This is a genomic window from Streptomyces sp. BYX5S (assembly GCF_054724165.1).
Map to the genome: position 1 here is coordinate 3,888,410 of NZ_CM138829.1, position 20,770 is coordinate 3,909,179.

Genomic DNA, 20,770 nt, shown 5'->3' on the forward strand with positions numbered 1-20,770 from the left:
GTCCTACAGTGGGGGCGGACGTGGAACAGCAAGGAAATGGGGAACAAGTGGTCGACATGACAGCCGCGGCGCGCAAGGTCTTCGAGCGGTACGACGTCGACGGGGACGGGCAGTTGACCGCCGAGGAGTACCGGCAGGTCGTCGCGGAGCTCGGTGACACGGGTGTCACCGCGGAGGCCGCGCAGGAGCTCATCGACACCATCGACAGCGACGGCGACCGCAAGGTGTCCTTCGACGAGTTCCGTGCCTCCATGGGCCTCTGAACACGACACCACCGCACCACCCTCCGTGCCCGTGCCCCCGGAACCCTCGGTCCGGGGGCACGGGCACGCGTGTCCCGCCGAGCGCCGGGCGACCGGCCGGCCGCCGGCATCCCCGAAATTCGCTGTCCGTCGGCCGCGTGAACCCGCAGGATGGGGCGCATGACGCTGGCCACCCCGACGCTGCACACCGCCCGCCTGGGGCTGCGCCCCTTCACGGACGCCGACGCGGACGCCCTCTTCGCGCTCCACAGCAGCAAGAACGCGATGCGCTACTGGGACTCCCCGCCGTGGACCGAACGGGCCCGCTCCGAACGCTTCCTCGCCGTGTGCCGCAGAATCGCGGACGAAGGCAGCGGGGCGCGGCTGGCCATCGACCGGACCTCCGACGGAGCGTTCGTCGGCTGGTGCGGCCTGACCCACTGGGACGCGACCCATCGCAGCGCGACGCTGGGCTACATCCTCAACGAGACGATGTGGGGCCGCGGTTACGCCACGGAGGCCGTGCACGCCGTGCTGGACTGGGCGTTCGACACGCTGGACCTGAACCGCGTCCAGGCCGAGGTCGACACACGCAACCCGGCGTCCGCCGGAGTGCTGGAGAAGGCCGGATTCGTACGCGAAGGAACCCTGCGCGAGGACTGCGTCGTGAACGGCGAGGTCTCCGACTCGTGGGTGTACGGGCTACTCGCACGGGAGCGGCCGAGGAGCTACGAGCCACTCGGCGGAGCCTGACGCGCCCGCAGCAACCGGTCCAGCCGCTCGGCGGCCCGTACGGAGGCGTCCGCGCAACAGTTGTTGAACAGGACGTGGACCCGTTCGGTCCGCTCGGCCAGCTCGCGCAACCGGGGCACCCACTCGGCGATCTCGTCGTCCGTGTACGCGTACCGGAACCGGTCCTCCTTGCTCCCGCGCCCCCATGACGCGCTGCGCCCGTGGAACCGTACGACGGCAAGCCGGGACGTGGTGACGGGTGCGACAGGCGGCACGGAGGTGGGCAGGCCCTGGAGCATGTCGACGGCGACGGCCGTCATGCCGTGGTCAGCGAGCAGCGCCCGCGTGGCCGCGGCCCGCTCCGGGCGCCACCTGTCGGGATGCCGGAACTCCACGGCGATCGGCCGGCCCTCCGTGCGCCGCGCGGTCGCCTCCAGTGTCCGCTCGGCCTCGACGACGGGGAACCGCCCGGCGTAGTACCGCAACCGGCGCTCGGCATCCCGCTGCCCGGAGGGGTACCAGCCGCTGCGCACCAGAGCCGGATCGGTCCACGAGCAGGTGCCCACGAGTATGTCGCCCATGCGGCACCGGTACCCACGTACGGGACGGCGATGAGTTTCCTCGACGGGCCGCCCGGCACTCAACAACAGTGAGCCCAGGGCAGGACAAGACCGGCAACAGGGTCAGCGGTTGCCCAGGCGAGACCCCAGCGCGCGGATGATCTCGGTGCCGAGGACGGCCTGGCCCCGGGCGTTGAGGTGGATGCCGTCGGTGCTCCAGATCGACGCGTCGCGCTCGGTCGGGTGGTCGCGCAGGTCGACGTGGACGGCGTCCAGACGCTCCGACACCGAGCGGATCCGCCGCGACATCACGGCCAGGCGCTCACGGGCCACGTCCCGGTACCGCGCGTCGAAGTGCGGATTGCCGATGACGTCGAAGAAACCGGCGGTCACCAACGTCCCCGCTGCGCGCAGCGGCGTGAAGAGCGCTTCCAGTTCGCCTTCCGTGGCGTCCGCGTCGAAGACCTTGCGCAGGCCGTCGTTGCCCCCGCACAGCGCGATCACCAGGTCGGGGCCGAAGGCCAGCGCGGACTTCAGCTGAGTCTCGCGCACCTGCGCGGTCAGCAGTTCGCGCTGTCCCAGGTTGAGGTGGACGAGGTCCGGCCGCACCCCGCGCAGCGCGGCGATCACCAGGCTCGACCAGGAGCCGGTGCGGTAGCCGGGGCACGGCTCGCTGACGCCCCGGGCGACGCTGTCACCGACGATCACCAGCCGGGACCACGGCGCGCCCCGGAGCAGCGCCGTTCCCTTGGCCGGTGACACCACCTGCGGGTCGTTCCCCTCCGTCAACTGGATCGTTTCCACGTCCCCATCCCCTCCCGAGCCCGGTTCCCGGTGTCCGGTTCATCGACGCCATGGACGTCATCGACGGTGGCATCCGGTGTCCGCGTCCGCTGGCGGAAAAGCGCCATCACGGCGGCGCGGCGTCCCAGGCAGTGTCGGCCCCGCCGGCCGGGACGCGCCTGAGACGTCCGTGTCAGCGGAATGTCAGAGCGCTACCACCCGGGGCCTGAACGATGGGACGGCACTCCGGCGCACCACCGGTGCGTCCCCAGCTCTCGGAAGGAGCGAGGTGTGTACGAAACGGCCGGGACAGACCGACACAGCCACCCGAGTCCCCGGAGCCGGACGTGACCGCGACCGGCACCCCGGGCACCGCCGACGGCAGGCGGCGCCCCGGACGACGCCCCGGCCGGACGCCCGGCGCCCCCACCCTCACCCGGCAGCTCGCCGAGTGGTCCGCCGGTCTGCGCCACGCGGATCTTCCCGAGCGGATCGAGGAGTACGCCACCAGCCAGGTCATGTCGCATCTCGCGGTGCTGCGGGCGAGCCTGGCACACCCCCTCGGGCGCAAGCTGGTGGGCGCCTTCGGCACCCCGCTCATGGCCGACCCCGGCCAGGCGGCGCAGGTCATGGCCGCGCTGTCCTCGTGCCTCTACTACGAGGACAGCATGTACGCGGGCCATGTCACCCACGCCTCCGTCGGCGTCCCGCTGGCCTTCCGGCGGGTCCAACGGCTCAACGGGCGGGCCCTGTTGACGGCCGTCGTCGCCGCCAACGAGTGCGCCGCCCGCGTCACCGCCGCCTGCGCGCTGGGCCCGCTGCGGGGGCAGGGGACCTCGTACACCCAGCTCGTCGGCGCCGTGGCGGCCCGCCTGCACGGTGCCCGCGTCCCGGCCGCGTTGTGGACCAACGCCTGGGGCCTCGCCCTCGCGATGCCGCCGTGGCCGCTGCGCAGGGCGCTCCTCGGAAGTGAGGCGAAGGTTCTCTCGGCGGCGACACCGGTGCGGACCGCGCTGGACGCCTGCGACGCGGCGGCCGCGGGGCTGCGCGGCGCGGAGGACATCCTGGAGCACCCCGGCGGCCTGCTCGCCAAGTTCTCGGACGTACCGTCACCGGAGACGGTCGTCGCCGGACTCGGCACCCGCTGGCACACCGAGACGCTCACCTTCAAGCTCAACCCGGCGGGCGCGTACGTGGACGCGGCCGTCGAGTGCGCCGCGCAGTTGCACACCCGGCTCTCCCCGCGGGACCTCCACGACATCGAGGAGATCGTCGTCTCCGCGGCCCGGCTGACCATCGCCATGGACCGGGACGGCGCCCCCTACGTGGACCGCGACCGGTCCGCCATCATGGCGCTCAACGTCTCCGTCGCCTACAACGTGGCCACCGCCCTCACCACCGGCGCCGTCGTCCCCGCGGACCTCACGGAGCCGGCCACCGCGGACCGCCTGCGCTGGACCCTCGCGGACCGGGTGCGGCTGGAGTACGACCCCGCGCTCTCCCGCGAAGCACTGCGCGGGACCGCCCCGTTGGGCGAGGCACTGCGGCAGGCGGGAGAGAACGGCCGACGGTGGCTCGTGGCGGCCGTGGGGGAGGGCATCACGGCCACCGCCGACATCACGGGACCACCGAGCACCACCTTCCGCAACGCCGACAAGTCGGTGGGCGCCAGGCTGCGGGTCACCCTGCGCGACGGCCGGGTGCTGACCGCGTCGTGCGGGCGCCCGAAGGGGGCGGCAGGCCCCGAGACGCGGCACGGCCACCGTGAACTGGTCCGGTCCAAACTCGCGTCGACCGGAACCTCCCCCGACGTCATCAACGGCCTGGACCGCCTTGCCTCGCTGACCGCACGTCAGGTCGACGCGCTCGTCACCCGGGCACTGTCCGAACCACTGTCCACAACCGCAGCCGATCCAGCCGATCCGGACGCTCCGGCTCCTGTGCGCTGAAGGCCAACTCCCCTACCAAGAAGAGGAATCGCGATGCCTGAGCAGACACCTCCCCGCCACACACCCAGGTTCACCTACCCCTCCAAGCGGACCGACCCGCTCGTGCCGGCGGACGCGTACACGCGGGCGCTGCGCGAGGAGCCGGTGTGCCCGATCACCCTCGCCACCGGCGACCCCGCCTGGTTCGTGGCCCGCCACGAGGACGTACGGACCGCGCTGTCGGACCGCCGCTTCAGCAGGGAGGCGCTGTTCCGCCCCGGCGCCGCCCGCGCGCAGGTGGTCGAGCCCGACCCGAACAGCATGATCACGATGGATCCGCCGCGGCACACCCGGATCCGCAAACTCGCCAACCGGGCCTTCAGCCCGCAGCGCGTACGGCGGATGCGGCCGTACATCGAGGAGGTCACCGCGGAACTGCTCGACGCCATGGCGGCCGGCCCGCCCGCGTGCGACCTCGTCGAGGCGTACGGCCGCCCGCTCGCGCTGCGTGTCATCTGCCGCATCCTCGGGGTCCCGTTCGAGGACTACGACAAGTTCGGAACGTGGTGCGACCGGTTCTTCTCGCTCACCAAGTACCCGCCCGAGGAGCTCCAGCGGGCCAACGAGGACATGCGGACCTACTTCGCCCGGCTGATCGGCCACCGGCGCGAGCAACCCGGCGACGACCTGATCAGCGCCTTGGTGCAGATCCACGAAGAGGAGGGCGAACCGTCCGAGCACGAGATCGTCAGCCTGGGCGCGCTGCTGCTGTTCGCGGGCCACGACACCACGGTGACCGTGCTCTGCGCCGGGACCGCGACCCTGCTCGGCAATCCCGACCAACTCGCGCTGCTGCGCGAGGATCCCGCGCTCTACCCCGACGCCGTAGAGGAGCTGGTGCGGCTCAACGTCCCCGGCGGCGGGACGGCCATCCGGATCACGACGAGCGATGTGAAGCTGGGCGGCACGGTCGTCCCCGAGGGCTCGGCGGTCCTCGCCTCCGTCGGCACCGCCAGCCGGGACCCCGAGGTCTACCCGGAGCCCGACCGCTGCGTCATCCAGCGCGAGCAGCGCACCCAGATGGCCTTCGGTCAGGGCCCGCACTTCTGCATCGGCGCGGGCCTCGCCCGCCTCGAACTGGAAATCGGCCTGCGCGCCCTCTTCGAGCGGTTCCCGCGGCTGCGACTCGCGGTACCGGTCCAGCAGCTGCGCTGGAAGGACTTCGCGCACCTCGGAGGGCTGGAGGACATGCCCGTGGCCTTGGACTGACCGGGACCGATCACGCGATGACCGCGCACCCGAACCCGCACCCGTCCACCGTCATGCCTGCGCCTGTGTCTGCGCCCGCCGTCGCGTTCTTCGACGTCGACGAGACGCTGATCTCGGTCAACAGCATGTCCCGTTTCCTGCGCCACCACGTGCGCGTCACCGGACGGCCGCGCCCCTCCCTCGACGAGGCGGTGCGCGGCCTGCGGGCCCTCGCGGCGCGGGGCGCGCCCCGGCTGGAGCTGACGCGCGCGTACTACCGCCTCTACGCGGGCTGCGACGCCCGTGAGCTCGCCGCCCAGGGCCGTGCCTGGTTCGCCGAGGAGGCCCGCGCCGACGGCCTGTTCCTGACCGCCACCGTGGCGGCGCTGCGGCAGCACCTGCGCCGCGGCGACAGGGTCGTCCTCGTCTCCGGGTCCTTCGCGCCCTGCCTGGACCCCATCGCCGAACGCCTCGGCGCCCACGACGTGCTCTGCGCCCGGCCCGAGTCCGTCGACGGCGTCCTGACCGGCGGACTGGACGTCGCCATGGTCGGCGAGGAGAAGGCCGACGCGGTGCGCGCCCTGCTCCGAGCGCGGGGAGTCCACGCCGAACGCTGTCATGCGTACGGCGACCATGCCTCCGACCTGCCGATGCTGCGCGCCGTGGGCCACCCGGTGGTGGTGGGCGCGGATCCGGTGCTGGCCCGGTGCGCCGAGGCCCACGGGTGGCGGCGGATTCCTGCCAGCGCCCGCCCCCGGACCTTGCGAGATTGAAGCGAGCGGCAGCCGTTCACCAAGGGCCGTACGACGAAGGAGTCCAGACGCATGAGCCGGAACCCGGATTCCGCTGCCCAGCAGCCGAGTTACCCGGTCGTGGTGACCCTCGCGGCGGGCGCGATCTTCCTGTCGATCCTGGACGCCACCGTCGCCAACCTCGCGGTGGCGGACCTGCACAGCAGCTTCTCCGACGCCTCGGTGACCGACCTGACCTGGGTCATCTCGTTGTACGCCATCGTGTTCGCCGCGTTCCTCGCCCCCGCCGGACGCCTCGCCGACGTCCTGGGGCGACGCCGTCTGTACGTCGCCGGGATGGGTCTGTTCACCGTCGCCTCGCTGCTGTGCGCCGTGGCCCCGGCCCTCCCCGCCCTCCTCGTCGCGCGAGGGCTGCAAGGGCTGGGGGCGGCGGCCATGATCCCGGCCTCCCTCGCCGTGCTCCTCGCCGATGTGGACCCGCGGCGCAGAGGGGCGGCGATCGGGCTGTGGAGCGCCGCGGCCTCCGCGGCGGCCGCGGCCGGGCCCAGCCTCGGCGGCATCCTCGTCGACGCGGCTGGCTGGCGCTCGGTGTTCCTCGTCAACGTCCCCCTGGGCCTCGCCCTGATCGCCGGGATCAGGGCCGTGCGCGCACCGGCCCACAGCGGGCAGGGACTTCCCGACCCGCTCGGCACGCTGCTCCTCACCGTCGGCACCGGGCTCCTCGTACTCGGTGTCACCCAGGGCCGGGAGTGGCACTGGGACGACCCGCGCACCCTGGGTTCCCTCGCCGGGGGCCTCGTCCTGTCGGTGTGGGCCCTGCTGCGCGCCAGGCGGCACCCGCGGCCCGCCCTCCAGACCGGACTGTGGCGCAGCAGGCCGTTCGCGCTGGCCAACGTCGTCTCTCTGTTCTTCGGCGCGGCGCTGTACGCCTGGCTCCTGGTCGGGGCGCTCCTCCTGGTCAATGTCTGGCACTACCCGTGGATCACGGCCGGTCTGTCGATGACGCCGGGGGCGCTGCTGTCCGCGGGGGTCGCGGCGACGGTGGGACGCTCCCTGAGCAGGAGTCACCCGCACCTGGTGGTGTGCTGCGGTGCGCTGACGCTGGTCGCGGCCGGACTGTGGCTGGGCCTGACGCTCTCCTCCGAGCCCGCCCTGTGGAGCATGTGGATCCCGGTCGGCCTGCTGGCCGGTGCCGGCATCGGCGCCGTCAGCACCGGGGTGTCCAGCGTGGCGGCGCTGTCCGTGGAGCCGGCGGACTTCGCCGGTGCCACCGGACTCAACGTGGCGGTACGGCAGATCGGCGGCGCCCTGGGCATCGCGGCGCTGGCCGCGATCCTGCCGGTGGCGACGTCGTCCGACCCCGCCCCGTACCGCCACGTGGTCTTCTTCTGCTGTGCCACGGCCGCCGTCGCGGGCCTGGTGGGTCTCGGCTTCGCCCGGCGCAGCGGCGGCCCAGCGCCGCGCACCGTGTCCACTACCGCGCCGGCGCGCGCCGCAGGCACCGTCGCCAACACGGTCAGTGGCACCGCCGGTGGCGAGGAAGCGACACCGTGACGGTCTCCGACCACGATCCGCGCCACTGCCGGCCGGCCTCCCTCGCCCGCATGCCCTGGCGGCGCTTCGTCGTGCTGGGCGACAGCGCCCCGGACTGGGCGGACCGGGTGACCGAGGCGCTGCGGTCGGTCCGGCCCGACCTCGCCCACCTCGACCTGGGTCGCTACGAGCTCTCGACGGCCCAGGTCCGTACCGGCCAACTGGCCAGAGCGCTGGCGTTCCGGGGAGATCTGGCCGCGGTCGTCGTCGGCGGCCGGGAGGCGGCGCGCGCGTCCTTCGACATCGACGCCGTCGAGGCGGAGCTGAGCAGGATCGTCGGCCCGCTCCGGTGCTCCGGGGCCGATGTGCTCATCCTCGGGCCGTGCGCGCCCGGCCCGTCCGCCGCGCCGCCCGAGGAGCCAGGGAGCGGACCGCGGCGCCGGCTGCGCATCCTGGCGGAGCGCACCCGCGACCTCGCCCTGCGGCACGGCGCGCTGTACGTCGAGACACCGGCACGGCCCGCCGGGTGCGGCGGTTCGAGCGTGGCCGACGCGGTGGTCCACCGCCTGGCGGACCACCTCGACGCGACGCGCGACGCCCGTTAGCCGAACCCACCGAACCCGCCGCACACGTGGGCCCCACCGTGGCCCTGTCGGACCGAATCGGAGTGTGTCCTCCACCAATCCGGGTGCGCCCGCACGACGAAGTACGGACGAGAACACACCGCAGTCACGTCCCACGTGGCCGAAAAACCGGGGGTTCACATGCAGGTAAGGCTACTCGGGCCGCTCCATGTGATCGAGGAGGACGTTCCCGTCCAGCTGCCCGGAGAGAAGCTCAGAACAATTGTGGCGGCCCTGGCTCTCACACCCGGCACCCCGGTCCCCGCCCTCGATCTGCTGGACGAACTGTGGGGGGACCAGCCTCCGAAAACCGCCGACAACTCCCTGCAGTCACACGTCGCACGATTACGCCGTGTCCTCACCGAACAGACCGGAAAGCCGAAAGCCCGTCACATCATCCGCACGACCCGCTCCGGATACCAGCTCGACGTCGAACCGGCGGACGTCGACGCACTGCGTTTCTCGCACGCCGTGGAGACCGCCGGACGACGCCTCAACACCGATTGCGAACTCGCCATCAAACTGCTCACCGACGCGTTCTCCGAATGGCGGGGACCGGCCCTCATGGACACGGGCAACGGCATGATCTGCCGGATCGCCTATACCCGACTCGAAGAAACCAGGCTGCTCGGCCGGGAGTTGTTCGTCGAGGCACACTTGAGGCTCGGCAGGCACTGGCAAGTGATACCGGAACTGGAGCAGTTGCTGACCCAGCACCCCTTGCGCGAGCGCTTCTGCGAACAGCTCATGACCGCGCTGTACCGCTCCGGAAGGCAGGCGGACGCCCTCAGCGCCTACCGGCGGGTCCGGCACCATCTGGGCGTGGAACTGGGGATCGAGCCGGGCCCGGGAATGCAGCGGAGGTTCCGGCAGATCCTCCAGCAGGAAGGGACCCTGCTGCGCGGGGCCTGAGCGGCCGGCGCGGCCGGGGCAGCGACTTCAGAGGGACCTGGTCAGCCGGAGGACGCGCCATACGGCGCGCAGACTGGCGCCACCCTCGAAGGCCAGGTACTCGGGCAGAACCACCTGCGGACCCCACTTGCTCTTGTACGCGAGCTGGCTGGCGGCCGGGTAGACGGCCTCGCCCCGTTCCGCGAGGAACCGCAGGAGCTTTCCCGTCACGGCGCTGCTCGGCGTCAGTTCATGCGCCGAGTCCAGGCCGGTGAAGGGCGTGAACCCGAAGTGCAGCCACTCGGCGTGCTCCCGCGTGAACGTCTCCAGGGCGGTGGCGTTGATGGCCTCCATCACCCCGGGACCGGCCTCCGGCAGGCGTCGGCTGAGATCGTGCAGCCAGCCGGGGCGGGAACCGTACGCGGGGGAGTAGGAGATGTAGGCCAGCGGCCTGCCGTCGAGCGTTCCCAGGAACAGCCGCCGGTGGCGCTGCGCCGGCCCGCCGGTCTCTCCCACCAGGAACTCGATCTCCTTGACGTGCCTGCCCTTGCCGCGCAGCCACGCCGCGTCGATCCGCTCGACACTGTCCCGGTGCTGCGCGTACGGGACCTCCCGGACGTCGAGTCCGGCGCGCCTGGCCCGCGAGATCTTGTTGCGCAGCTTCATGAACCGCGAGCCGCGCAGCGTGAATTCCGACAGCCGCACCGCATAGGAGGACCCCACCTGATTGAGGGTGAAACCCGCGCCCGCATACATTTCGGCGTCCGAGCGCTGCAATTGAATGCTGACGATCGAGCGTTTGTGTGCGCGTGCGTAGGCCTTGAAGTCCCGAAGTGTCGACTCCTGTCGCTCCGGAGGCCCGAACACGCCGCCGAACTGGACGAAGAAGCCCCCCGTCTCCCGGTGGGCGACGAGGCAACCCCCCTCGCCGATGAACATCTTGTTGGCGGCGTTCAGCGCCAGAAAGGCGCTGGGGTTGTCCGCGTACTTCTGGACGGCGTTCAGCGCCAGCTCCGTCGTTTCGGATCCCTCCGCGCACACGTGCCGTGCATTCGGTACTCGGCTCATTTTCCGCACGCCCTCCCTCAAGTGGACACTGTTTTTCGGCCAACGTATCCAAAAGGCGCCGGAATTGACTGATGTCGCGGTCTCAGTGGATTTTCAGCGAGTTGTCAGTTCCCCTTGCCATGCTCGCCGCCATGTACCGCACCTATGCGTCCTACGTAAACGGACAACACGTGCCCAGCGAGGAATGGGTCTACGTACTCGGCGCCGATTCCCTCCTGGACGACGTCTTCGCGAGCCTGGCACTCAAACGGAAACTGGAACAGGGCCGCATCCCTGCGCACGACCTGCCGTCGACCGTCGTCGGACGCGTCGCCAAGGCCGATCGCGCCACGGTCCAGCGCGCCGTCGAAGCCGCGGCCGCGGCCGCCCCCGCCTGGAGCGCCGTCGCACCGCACACCCGCATGGAGACCGTGGGCCGGCTGCTGCACGCCCGCCTCGCCGACCACGCCGAGGACATCGCCGCCATCCTGGTCGAGGAGGGCCACCCGCTGGCACTGGCGCGGTGGCAGGTCTCCGGCATGCTGGAGTGCTTCGGCGCGGAGTCGGTCAGCTTCTACCGGTCCCAGATGCTCCAGGAGTTCCACCGCGGCGAACGCCGCCTCCAGGTGCGCCGGCAGCCCGACGGAGTGGTCTGCGTCAACCCTCCGCAGAACGCGCCCCTGTCCAGCGCCCTCCTCGGCGTGACGGCCCTGATGGCCGGCAACGCGCTGGTGGTACGGGCCCCGCGCAGCGCGCCCCTGGGCGTCATGTACGTCATGCAGGAGATCGTGGCGCCCGTCCTCGCGGAGTGCGGCGCTCCACCGGGCACGCTGAACGTCGTCTGCGGCGACCCGGCGCCGATGCTGAGCTGCTGGCTGGAGCACCCGGCCGTGAACGACATCATCTACTTCGGCAGCAGCGACGCGGGGCTGAAGTTCGAGGCACGCTGCATCGCCGCCGGGAAGAAGCCGATCCTGGAACTCGCGGGCAACGACGTCGTCACCGTATGGAAGGACGCCGACATCGACCTCGCGGCCGAAGCCCTCACCGAGAGCTTCTACGGCTCCGGACAGCTGTGCATGATCCCCAACCAGGTGCTGGTGCACCCCGATGCGGCGGACGCGCTCCTCGCGTCCCTGGTACGGCAGATCGGCCACATCCGGCCGGGCCACCCGGGGGAACCCGACGTCCTGCTGACACCGGTGCTGCGCAACGAGAAGTTCTTCAGCTGCCTCAAGGACGCCCGCGACAAGGGCGCCAAGGTGATCTGCGGCGGCCACCCCATGCAACTCGACGAGATCCGCGACCCGAGCGGCATCTTCCTGGAGCCGACCGTCATCCTGGTGCGCGGCGTCGAGGGCGCACGCGATCTCCACGCCGTGCGGCACGAGACGTTCTTCCCGCTGCTGCCCGTCATCGTCGCCGAACCCGCGCCGGACACCGAGCTGATGGCCACCTTCATCGGCTTCGTGAACTCCAACCGCTACGGCCTGCGCAACTCGCTGTGGGCCAAGGACCCGGCCGTCATCGACGAGTTCACCGCCCGCGTCCACACCGGCGGCCTGTTCAAGGTGAACGACTCGCACATCGGCTTCCTGCCGTACCTGCCCACCCACGGCGGCACCGGGCTGACCGGAGGCGTGTTCGGCGAGGCCAACTACCCGATCCTGCGGACCTCGCACCTCCAGGGCGTGAGCATCAGCTCCGGCTCCCGGCCCCGTGACGCGGTCTTCGGCGCCTGGCAGAACCTCGTCGACGAGCGCCCCAGGAGCGGCAGCCGCTCACAGCCGGAGACCCGCAAGGAGGCGACGCCATGCGCTCCATGAGCACCGCCCGCCGCACCTGCGAAAAGTTCCTGCCCGGCCTGCTGGCCGCACTCGACGAGATTCCACTGGCCGAACTGGAACGGCCCGGCAACCCGGCCATCGGCCTCTTCCGCGCGCACGGCGGCCCCGGACTCGTCATCCCCCAAACCTACTCGGGAAGCGGCGCCACACCACTGGAGGCCGTGGACGTCACCAGGGCGCTGGGCGCCGTCGCCCCGTCCCTCGCGGTCGCCACCACCATGCACCACTTCTCCGTGGCCACCCTGTTCGCGCTCGCCGACAGCCCGCAGAGCGCGGGCGTGGAGTGGGCGCTGCTCGAAGGGATCGTCGAACAACGCCTCCTGGTCGCCTCCGGGTTCGCCGAGGGACGCCCCGGCCAGGGCATCCTCAGCCCCACGGTCCTGGCACGGCCGGACGGAAAGGGCTACCGCCTCAGCGGGTCGAAGAAGCCGTGCAGCCTCTCCCGCTCCATGGACCTGCTCACCGCGAGCGCCGCCCTGCCCAACGCCGACGGCACCAGCGACATGGCGGTGGTGCTCGTACCCCGGCAGACGGAAGGGCTGACGGTGGAGCCGTTCTGGGCGAGCGGGGCACTGGCCGGGGCGGAGAGCGACGAGGTGCGGCTGCGCGATGTGTTCGTCGACGAACAGCAGCTGATGCGCACCGAGCCCGGCGAGGCCGGGGAGCTGGACGAGCTCCAGACCGTCGGCCTCATCTGGTTCGAACTGCTCATCACCGCCTCGTACGCCGGGATGGCCGGCGCCCTGGTCGAACGTGTCCTGGCCGGTGGCCGTGGCACGCACACCGAACGAGCCGAGCTGCTCACCCGCTACGAGACGGCGACGCTGCTCATCGAGGGCACCGCCCGCCTGATCATGGACAAGACGGTCGACGACGCGGGTCTCGCCCGCGCCCTCGTCGCGCGCTACGGCGCGCAGGACCTGATCCGCGAGGCCGTCGCCCGCGCCGTGGAACTGCTCGGCGGGACGGCCTTCATCGGCTCGCCCGACATCGCCTGCTTCGCCGCCGCCGCGCACGGCCTGTCCTTCCACCCGCCGTCCCGGTCCAGCTTCGCCGGCCCCTGGCTCGAACACGCCGCGGGCCGTCCGCTGCGGCTGGCATGAGGAGCGCCATGACCACGACCGACAGGCCCGCGCAGCCGCCGAGCCGCGAAGAGATCGGCCGGCTGTACCGGACCCGCCTGAGCAAGGGCCGCGCCACCCTCGGCGAACTCCTCGGCGGCGAGCTGGAAACGGAGTCCCAGGGCGCCTGGGTGACCACCGCGACCGGACGACGGCTGCTCAACTGCGGTGGCTACGGTGTCCTCCTGATGGGGGCCCGGCACCCCGTCGTCGTCGCCCACGTCACCGAACAGCTGCACCGCAATCCGGTGGCCACCCGCGTGCTCCTCGAACCGCAGGCGGCGCTCGCCGCCGACGCACTGGTGGCCAAGGCGCCGCCCGGACTCGACCGGGTGCACTTCGCCTGCTCGGGCGCGGAGGCCGTGGAAGCCGCCATCAAGATCGCCCGGACCCGCGGCAAGGACCGGCTGATCGCCACCCACGGCGGCTACCACGGCAAGACCATGGGCGCGCTCGGCCTCACCGGCAAGGACCTCTTCCAGGCCCCGTTCCGCCCCCTCCTCCCCGGCACCCGGCACGTGCCCTACGGCGACGCCGAAGCGCTGGCCGAACAGCTCGACGCCGCGTCCGGACGTGCCTGCGTCGTGATCGAGCCGGTCCAGGGCGAGGCGGGCGTGGTGCTGCCGCCGCCCGGCTATCTGCGCACGGTCCAGGAGCTGTGCCGCGCCCACGACGCCCTCTTCGTCCTGGACGAGATCCAGACCGGAATCGGCCGGCTCGGCTCCTGGTGGGGAGCGGACGAGGAACGGCTCACCCCGGACCTGCTGCTGACCGGCAAGGGCCTCGGCGGCGGCATCATGCCCGTCTCGGCGGTCCTCGCGTCGGCGGACGCCTTCGGAGCCCTCGACCGTGACCCGTACCTGCACACCTCGACCTTCTCCGGCATGCCGCTGGCGATGGCCGCCGTGCGGGGCGCGCTGCGGGCCGTCGAGGAGGACGACCTGGTGACCCGCGCCCGCGAACTGGGCCACGTGCTCCTGGCCGGGATCCGCCGGATCGCACAGGAGAGCTTCGGCGGTCTCGTACGGGAGGTGCGCGGCCGGGGGCTGCTCATCGGCGTCGAGTTCGCCGAACCGGGGCCCGCCGGGGACCTGTTGGTCGAGCTGATCCGGCAGGGCGTGGTGGCGAACCATTCGCTCAACTCCCACCTGGTCCTGCGCTTCACCCCGCCCGCCGTCCTCACGCCGTCGGAGGTGCGGTTCCTCCTCGCGGCGTTCGAACGTGCCTGCCGTGTGCAGGCAGACCGCTATGTCCCGGACACCCCGACTCACGAAGGTGGCGCCGCCCATGCGCAGCGTTGATCTGACCATCGGCGTCCCCGGTATCGCCGCGCAAGCGGTGTACGACCGGGTCGCGGAATTCGCCCGCTATCCCGAACTCACCCCGGTGGTCCTGTCGGTCACCGTCCACGACCTCAGCGAGACGGAGGAGACCAGCGCCTGGGAGGTGTACTTCCGCAACGGCATCCTGCGCTGGACCGAGTCCGACCACTTCGACCGGCCGGCGCTCACCATCACGTTCGCCCAACTCGACGGCGACTTCGAGGTGTTCGAAGGCGTGTGGTGGATCGTCGCCACGGACAGCGGGGCACGGGTCGGTTTCCACGCGGCCTTCGACTTCGGCATCCCCAGCCTGGCGGGCATCCTGGAGCCGGTGGCCGAGCGGGTCATCAAGGAGACCATCACCCAGGTGGTACTCGCCCTGTTCCCTTCCGGAACGGTGCTCGACGACCAAGAGCTGCGGGCCCGCTGATGGACACCAAGAACCTGTTCATGACGCCGGTGACCGCGCGGCTGATCCGGGCGGAGTACGGGCTCGGTCTCGTCGTCGCCACGGTCCTGTTCCTCGTCCACCTCGACGAGGTGCGATGGCTGCCGGCCCTCGTGCTCTTCGCCTACATCGACCTCATCGGATATCTCCCCGGGGCCGTCCAGTACCGGCGCCGCGACGGCCGGATCGGCAAGGGCTACTACGTCGCCTACAACACCATGCACTCCCTGGTCACCCAGGGGCTGCTGGCGCTGGGGTGGATCTGGCTGTGGGGCTTCGAGTGGGCGCTGCTCGCGCTGCCCATCCATCTGTGCGGCGACAGGGCGCTGTTCGGCAACTTCCTCAAGCCGTTCGCCCTGCGCTTCGAGCCCGTCACGCACCAGGCGTACCGCCGCTTCCGAAGCGAACTCGCGGCGGCGGACACGACGGCCGCCGGACGCGACGCCACGAGCCGGGGACCGCTGCCATGGCCGTAGCCACCCGACACGCCCGCGCGACGGCCCGCGCGGCCGGGGACACCGCCGTCCTCACCGCGATGCGCCACTTCGTGACCGGCGTGACCGTCCTCACCTGCGGGGTGGGCGAGGCCGCCGAGGGGGTGACGGTCAGCACGTTCAGCACCGTTCCCGGCGAGCCCCCGATGGCCTGCGTGGCGCTGCGTCGCGGCAGCCGGGGACTGCGCGCCCTCGCGAACAGCCCGGTCTTCGTCGCCAACGGACTCGCGGCCACGCAGGAACCCCTCGCCCGGCACTTCGCAAGCCGCCGCCGGCCCCGCGGCCTCGGGCAACTTCCGCCGGACGCCTGGCTCGGCGACCCGGGCGACGACGTGCCCCGGATCGGCGGCGCCGTGGCGTGGCTGGAGTGCCGGCCGGAGCTGACCGTGCCGCTCAGCGACCACGAACTGCTGGTCGCGCACGTCGTGTCGGCGGTCCACACCGGCGCCGCCCCGCTGGTCAACTTCGCCCACGACCTGCACCCCGGCCCCGCGGCCCGCCGCGCCCCGGGGCCCTCCACCCCTGCCCCGCGACAGATCGAAAGGGAGACCTCATGACGACATCGACCACAGAACCGGCACCGAGGGCGGGGCAGGCCGCCGTGCCCTCCGAAGCCGACTGGGACACCGCCCCCTCGCTCCTGGACGGCGCGGAACACCTCGAACTCACCCCGGCCGTCTGCGACCTGCGCTACTGGCTGGGCGCCGTACCGCACGGCACCCTGCGCGGCAACGTCTCGGGCCACGCCGCGCACGTACGGCCGCTGCCCGTGGTCAGCGCGCCCGGCCCGCTCAACAGCGCACTCACCCAGGAACTCGCCTACCGCTCCCTCGCCGAGGAGAAGGCCACCCGGGCCATCGGCCATCTGACGGCGCTCGCGCCGGACACCGACACCATGGAGTTCTACGCCACCCAACTGCTCGACGAGGCCCGGCACGCCATGGTCTTCCGCGGCCACCTGCTCGACCTCGGCGTGCCCCGCACGGAACTGCGGGACACCGTGGCCCGCCTCGCGGCCGCCGACGAGGAGCGGATCCTCGACCCCCTGGAGGAGTTCGGGCTGCGCGTACTGCGCGACGAGCGCGACTTCATCGGCGGCGTACTGGTCCTGACGGTCCTCGTCGAGGGGGTGCTGGCACCGGCCGCCGAACTCAGTGAGCGCAAGTGGCGGGTCTTCGACCCGGCGGCGGCCGACATCGAGCGGGGCGCCGGAATCGACGAGATCCGGCACCTCACGGTCGGCAGCACCATCGTCCGCGACCATCTGCGCGCCCGCCCGCACGACAAGGCGCGGCTCCTGGAACTGATCCGGGAGGGCTACGCCCTGTGGGACGAGCTGCCGACGACCGAGGTGCTGGCACGCCGCGAGGACCTCTTCCAGCAGGGCGTAGAGCGGCACGGCGATCTCCTGGGCGACTACGAGATCTGGCCCGGCCGCCGCCTGGCGGACACCACCGCGCGCGAACGCCTCGACACCGCCCACGCCTGGGCCGCGCGCCTCCAGCGGACCCGCCTCGCGTACATGGGTCTGAAGGAGGCGATATGAGCTCCCTGGACGGCACCCCCCGCCCCCTGGCCGCGGCGCCGGACGGCACGCCGAACATGCCGGAGATCACCCGCCTGGTGCGGGAAGCCGGTCTCCTGGACTCCCGACCCGGCTACTACACCTTCAAGATCCTCACGAACCTGCTGCTCCTCGCCGCCGGCTGGACCTGCTTCGCGCTGCTCGGCGACAGCTGGTGGCAGCTCGCCGTGGCGGTCTGGCTCGCGGTGTGCTGCGGCCAGACCGACCTCATCGGGCACGACGCGGGGCACCGGCAGATCTTCCGGACCCGGCGGGCCGGTGAGGTCATCGGCTACACCCACGGCAATCTGCTCACCGGCGTCAGCTTCGGCTGGTGGGTCGGCCACCACACCAAGCACCACAACTACCCCAACCACCTCTCTCTCGACCCGGACATCCTGCGCCGCCAGGTGATCTTCGACGCCAAGGACCGCACCAAACGCACCGGAGCCGTCGGCCGGTTCATCGTGCGGCACCAGGCGTGGATGTTCTACGTGCTCATCCTCATGGAAGGGCTGCGTCTGCACGCCTCCGGATACGTGGCCGCGCGCAAGGGGGCGCTGAAACGTCACGTCGCCCTCGACCTGACCCTGCTGACACTCCATCTGGCGGCCTATCTGACGGCGGTTTTCATGGTCCTCCCGGCGGCCCTCGCCGTGGCCTTCATCGTCGTCCACCAGGCACTCTTCGGCTTCTACATGGGTCTGCTGTTCGCCCCCAACCACAAGGGCCAGCCCGTACGCGACGGCGCGGAGGAGGAACTCGACTGGCTCACCCGCCAGGTGATCACCTCACGCAATCTGGCCCCCCACCGGATCACGGACTTTTTCTACGGCGGGCTCAACTACCAGATCGAGCACCACCTGTTCCCGTCCATGCCCCGCAGGAACCTGCGCCGCGCCCAGCCGCTGGTGAAGGACTACCTGGTGCGCGGCGGCCTGCCGTACGCCGAGGAGCGGCTGCTGCGCTCCTACCTCACGGTCGCCGACCACCTCGGCGCGGTGAGCCGCGACGCGGCCGAGCTCGACCGCGCCGCGTCGCCCGGGGGAGCCCGGTGACCGGCGCGGCGGCGGTGCTGTGCGGCCTCGGCACCTGGCTTCCGCCACAGGCCGTCACCAACGACGACCTGGCCCGGGAGCTGGACACGTCCGACGAGTGGATCCGCAGCCGTACCGGGATCGGGACCCGCCGCATCGCCGCCCCGCCCCTCGCGACCTCCGATCTCGCGCTGGAGGCGGGACGGCAGGCGCTGAAGTCCGCGGGCCGCGACACCGTGGACGCGGTGGTCCTCGCCACCACCACCCCGGACCGCCCCTGCCCGGCCACCGCCCCGCTGGTGGCGGCCGGACTCGGCCTCGGCACCGTGGCCGCCTTCGACGTGGGCGCGGTCTGCACCGGATTCCTGTACGCCCTGGCCGCGGGCGCCGGGCTGATCGCCGCGGGCACCGTGGGCAGCGTGCTGGTCGTCGGCGCGGACACGTACTCCCGCATCCTCGACCCGGCCGACCGCTCCACGCGCGCCATCTTCGGCGACGGCGCCGGAGCGGTGGTGCTGCGCTCCGGCGACCCGGCGGAGTTTGGCGCGCTCGGCACGCCGGTCCTCGGAAGCGACGGCACGGGCAGCGAACTCATCACCGTCCGCTCGGGCGGCTCCCGCGAGCCGCTGCACCCCTTCGGCACGGACACGGGTGCGGACGGTACCGCGGACCCGTACTTCCGGATGGCGGGCAAAGCCGTCTTCCGCGGGGCCGTGGAGCGCATGGCCGACGCCGCGCTCACCGCGGCGCGAGGGGCCGGATGGGCCACGGACGACATCGACCGGCTCGTCGCGCACCAGGCCAACCTGCGGATCCTGCACGCGGTGGCGGACCGGATGCGGCTCCCACGCCGGCGCTGCCCGGTCCATCTCGACCAGGTCGGCAACACCGCGGCCGCCTCCATCCCGCTGGCCCTCGCGCATGCCACGGCCACCGGCGCGCTGGAGCCCGGCCACCGCACCGTCCTCACGGCCTTCGGCGGCGGCCTCACCTGGGGCGCCTGCGCCCTGCGCTGGCCGGCCCTCACCCCCGCGTGAGCACACCCGACCCTGTCCCGTTCTCGCCCTCAACCACTCACCAAGGAGCACCACATGACCGCCACCACCACCTACGACCGCTTCGTGGGCCTGCTCACCAAGGGCTTCGGCATCGAGGCCGACGAGGTAGCGCCGGAGAGCACCTTCGCGGATCTGGAACTGGACTCGCTGGCCCTCGTGGAGCTGACCCTCGCCGCGCAGGAGGAGTTCGGCATCACCCTCACCGACGACGAGTTGCAGGCGACGAGCACCATGACGGACGCGGCGAAGACACTCGACGCCAAGCTGGTGACCGTCCGATGACCACGGCTGACGGCGGGTACCACGCGGCGGTCACGGGCATCGGCATGGTGACCGCCGCCGGCCTCGGCACCGCCGCGTCCTGGGACCGCATCAAGGCCGCGTCCGGCACCGCCGCCGGGCGGGTGCCCGCGCTCGACGGCATCCCCGCCGACATCGGCTGCTGGATACCCGACTTCGACCCGGCCGCCGCGATCGGCGCGCGCAAGGCGTGGCGCCTGGACCGCAGCAGCCAGTTCGCGGTCGCCGCCGCGGCCGAGGCCCTCGCGGACGCGGGCATCCGCCCGGCGGACTGGGAGGGCGACGCGGGCGCGCGGGTGGGCGTGGTGCTGGGCAGCGGCATCGGCGGGGCCGGGACCTGGGAGAAGCAGCACGGCGTGCTCCTCGACCAGGGGCCGCGGAAGGTGTCCGCCCTGCTGATCCCCATGCTCGCGGTCAACATGCCGGCCGGCCACATCGCCATGGAGATAGGTGCCCGCGGGCCCAACTTCGTGACGGCCACCGCCTGTGCGTCGGGCGCCACCGCCGTCGGAGCGGCGCGCGAACTGCTGCGCGCCGGGCACTGCGACGTGGTGCTCACCGGCGGCACCGAGGCCTGTCTCGTCCCCTCCATCATCTCGGGCTTCCAGCAGATGGGCGCGCTGTCCGGGCGTCGCGACGACCCCACGGCGGCCTCCCGGCCGTTCGACGTCGACCGCGACGGCTTCGTACCCGCCGAGGGCGCCGCCGTGCTCGTCCTCGAACGTCCGGAGAGCGCCCGCGCCCGCGGAGCGCGCGTCCGCGCCCGCGTCAGCGGATACGGCGCCTCGGCGGACGCCTACAACGCCACCGCGCCGGAACCCGAGGGCGCCGGAGCGGAGTTGGCCCTGCGCGCGGCCCTGAAGGACGCGGGGGTTGCGGCGCGCGCCGTGGACCACGTCAACGCCCATGGCACCGCGACACCCCTCAACGACCTGATGGAGGCCCGGCTGATCCGCCGGGTCCTCGGCGACCGGCCCGCCGTGACTTCGGTCAAGGGCGTGACGGGCCACTCGCTCGGGGCCTCGGGAGCCGTCGAAGTGGCCGTCGCCGCCCTCACGATGGAGCAGCAGCTGATCCCGCCGACGGCGAACCTGGACAGCCAGGACCCACGGATCGATTTGGACGTCGTCGCCAAGGAGGCCCGCTCCGCCGCCGTGGAGGTCGCCGTCAGCAACTCCTTCGGCTTCGGCGGGCAGAACGCCGTGGTGGTGCTGACCCGCCCCTGACGCAAGCCGCTGTC

General features: G+C 72.1%; 22 protein-coding genes. 19 read left to right on the top strand and 3 right to left on the bottom strand.

Annotated features, from left to right (window positions below; genetic code table 11):
- Positions 1 to 56 precede the first annotated feature (56 nt).
- Positions 57 to 263 (top strand): EF-hand domain-containing protein, encoded by a 207-nt coding sequence (locus ACYBSK_RS17590; RefSeq protein ID WP_457481780.1) that lies wholly within the window; start codon positions 57 to 59, stop codon positions 261 to 263.
- A 159-nt stretch (positions 264 to 422) separates the two neighbouring features.
- On the top strand, positions 423 to 995 hold the full coding sequence (locus tag ACYBSK_RS17595) for a GNAT family N-acetyltransferase (RefSeq protein WP_457478050.1): 573 nt from the start codon (positions 423 to 425) through the stop codon (positions 993 to 995).
- Here ACYBSK_RS17595 and ACYBSK_RS17600 read toward each other — a convergent pair.
- Together ACYBSK_RS17600 and ACYBSK_RS17605 are read right to left on the bottom strand one after the other, a co-directional pair.
- Positions 971 to 1,555, bottom strand: a complete 585-nt coding sequence (locus tag ACYBSK_RS17600) for a DUF72 domain-containing protein (protein ID WP_460246771.1) — start codon at positions 1,553 to 1,555, stop codon at positions 971 to 973. The genes ACYBSK_RS17595 and ACYBSK_RS17600 overlap by 25 nt on opposite strands.
- A 102-nt stretch (positions 1,556 to 1,657) precedes the next feature.
- Positions 1,658 to 2,338 carry an SGNH/GDSL hydrolase family protein gene (locus tag ACYBSK_RS17605; RefSeq protein ID WP_460246772.1) on the bottom strand — a complete coding sequence of 227 codons (681 nt, stop codon included), beginning with the start codon at positions 2,336 to 2,338 and terminating at the stop codon, positions 1,658 to 1,660.
- Between the two features lie 326 nt (positions 2,339 to 2,664).
- Between ACYBSK_RS17605 and ACYBSK_RS17610 the strand changes: the two genes are divergently transcribed.
- The 6 genes from ACYBSK_RS17610 to ACYBSK_RS17635 all read left to right on the top strand — a co-directional run bounded on the left by ACYBSK_RS17610 (position 2,665) and on the right by ACYBSK_RS17635 (position 9,313).
- On the top strand, positions 2,665 to 4,266 hold the full coding sequence (locus tag ACYBSK_RS17610) for an MmgE/PrpD family protein (protein WP_460246773.1): 1,602 nt from the start codon (positions 2,665 to 2,667) through the stop codon (positions 4,264 to 4,266).
- Positions 4,267 to 4,299: 33 nt separating this feature from the next.
- Entirely contained in the window at positions 4,300 to 5,514 is a 1,215-nt protein-coding gene (locus tag ACYBSK_RS17615; RefSeq protein WP_460246774.1) for a cytochrome P450, read from the top strand.
- Positions 5,515 to 5,579: 65 nt separating this feature from the next.
- Entirely contained in the window at positions 5,580 to 6,266 is a 687-nt protein-coding gene (locus ACYBSK_RS17620; RefSeq protein WP_460246775.1) for an HAD family hydrolase, read from the top strand.
- Positions 6,267 to 6,317: 51 nt separating this feature from the next.
- Positions 6,318 to 7,799 (top strand): MFS transporter, encoded by a 1,482-nt coding sequence (locus ACYBSK_RS17625; RefSeq protein ID WP_460246776.1) that lies wholly within the window; start codon positions 6,318 to 6,320, stop codon positions 7,797 to 7,799.
- Positions 7,796 to 8,383 (top strand): SGNH/GDSL hydrolase family protein, encoded by a 588-nt coding sequence (locus ACYBSK_RS17630; protein WP_460246777.1) that lies wholly within the window; start codon positions 7,796 to 7,798, stop codon positions 8,381 to 8,383. The genes ACYBSK_RS17625 and ACYBSK_RS17630 overlap by 4 nt, the downstream gene beginning before the upstream one ends.
- Positions 8,384 to 8,572: 189 nt before the next feature.
- Positions 8,573 to 9,313: an AfsR/SARP family transcriptional regulator gene (locus ACYBSK_RS17635; protein WP_460246778.1), complete on the top strand. Its 741-nt coding sequence runs from the start codon at positions 8,573 to 8,575 to the stop codon at positions 9,311 to 9,313.
- A 27-nt stretch (positions 9,314 to 9,340) separates the two neighbouring features.
- Here the strand turns inward: ACYBSK_RS17635 and ACYBSK_RS17640 are convergent, their stop codons facing one another.
- Positions 9,341 to 10,360 (bottom strand): bifunctional lysylphosphatidylglycerol flippase/synthetase MprF, encoded by a 1,020-nt coding sequence (locus ACYBSK_RS17640; protein ID WP_460246779.1) that lies wholly within the window; start codon positions 10,358 to 10,360, stop codon positions 9,341 to 9,343.
- 119 nt (positions 10,361 to 10,479) lie between these two features.
- Here ACYBSK_RS17640 and ACYBSK_RS17645 point away from each other — a divergent pair, with 119 nt between their 5' ends.
- Genes ACYBSK_RS17645 through ACYBSK_RS17695 form a run of 11 tightly spaced genes read left to right on the top strand, consistent with a single transcriptional unit; the run spans position 10,480 to position 20,756 of the window.
- Positions 10,480 to 12,165, top strand: a complete 1,686-nt coding sequence (locus tag ACYBSK_RS17645) for an aldehyde dehydrogenase family protein (protein WP_460247050.1) — start codon at positions 10,480 to 10,482, stop codon at positions 12,163 to 12,165.
- Positions 12,153 to 13,289: an acyl-CoA dehydrogenase gene (locus ACYBSK_RS17650; protein WP_460246780.1), complete on the top strand. Its 1,137-nt coding sequence runs from the start codon at positions 12,153 to 12,155 to the stop codon at positions 13,287 to 13,289. Before ACYBSK_RS17645 ends, ACYBSK_RS17650 begins: the two co-directional genes overlap by 13 nt.
- Positions 13,290 to 13,297: 8 nt before the next feature.
- A complete protein-coding gene (locus ACYBSK_RS17655; RefSeq protein WP_460246781.1) occupies positions 13,298 to 14,608 on the top strand; it encodes an aspartate aminotransferase family protein in 1,311 nt (436 codons plus the stop codon).
- Positions 14,595 to 15,059, top strand: a complete 465-nt coding sequence (locus ACYBSK_RS17660; RefSeq protein ID WP_460246782.1) for a type II toxin-antitoxin system RatA family toxin — start codon at positions 14,595 to 14,597, stop codon at positions 15,057 to 15,059. Before ACYBSK_RS17655 ends, ACYBSK_RS17660 begins: the two co-directional genes overlap by 14 nt.
- Positions 15,059 to 15,553, top strand: a complete 495-nt coding sequence (locus ACYBSK_RS17665) for a hypothetical protein (RefSeq protein WP_457478065.1) — start codon at positions 15,059 to 15,061, stop codon at positions 15,551 to 15,553. Before ACYBSK_RS17660 ends, ACYBSK_RS17665 begins: the two co-directional genes overlap by 1 nt.
- Complete coding sequence (locus ACYBSK_RS17670; protein ID WP_457478066.1) at positions 15,544 to 16,128, top strand: flavin reductase family protein; 585 nt, start codon at positions 15,544 to 15,546, stop codon at positions 16,126 to 16,128. The genes ACYBSK_RS17665 and ACYBSK_RS17670 overlap by 10 nt, the downstream gene beginning before the upstream one ends.
- The gene (locus ACYBSK_RS17675; RefSeq protein WP_460246783.1) at positions 16,125 to 17,117 is read left to right on the top strand and encodes a VlmB-like protein; all 993 of its coding nucleotides are present in this window, start codon (positions 16,125 to 16,127) and stop codon (positions 17,115 to 17,117) included. Before ACYBSK_RS17670 ends, ACYBSK_RS17675 begins: the two co-directional genes overlap by 4 nt.
- On the top strand, positions 17,114 to 18,193 hold the full coding sequence (locus tag ACYBSK_RS17680) for a fatty acid desaturase family protein (RefSeq protein WP_460246784.1): 1,080 nt from the start codon (positions 17,114 to 17,116) through the stop codon (positions 18,191 to 18,193). Before ACYBSK_RS17675 ends, ACYBSK_RS17680 begins: the two co-directional genes overlap by 4 nt.
- Entirely contained in the window at positions 18,190 to 19,209 is a 1,020-nt protein-coding gene (locus ACYBSK_RS17685) for a beta-ketoacyl-ACP synthase III (protein WP_460246785.1), read from the top strand. The genes ACYBSK_RS17680 and ACYBSK_RS17685 overlap by 4 nt, the downstream gene beginning before the upstream one ends.
- Positions 19,210 to 19,263: 54 nt before the next feature.
- A complete protein-coding gene (locus ACYBSK_RS17690; protein WP_457478070.1) occupies positions 19,264 to 19,512 on the top strand; it encodes an acyl carrier protein in 249 nt (82 codons plus the stop codon).
- Positions 19,509 to 20,756 (top strand): beta-ketoacyl-[acyl-carrier-protein] synthase family protein, encoded by a 1,248-nt coding sequence (locus tag ACYBSK_RS17695; protein ID WP_460246786.1) that lies wholly within the window; start codon positions 19,509 to 19,511, stop codon positions 20,754 to 20,756. Before ACYBSK_RS17690 ends, ACYBSK_RS17695 begins: the two co-directional genes overlap by 4 nt.
- The last annotated feature ends 14 nt before the right edge of the window (positions 20,757 to 20,770 follow it).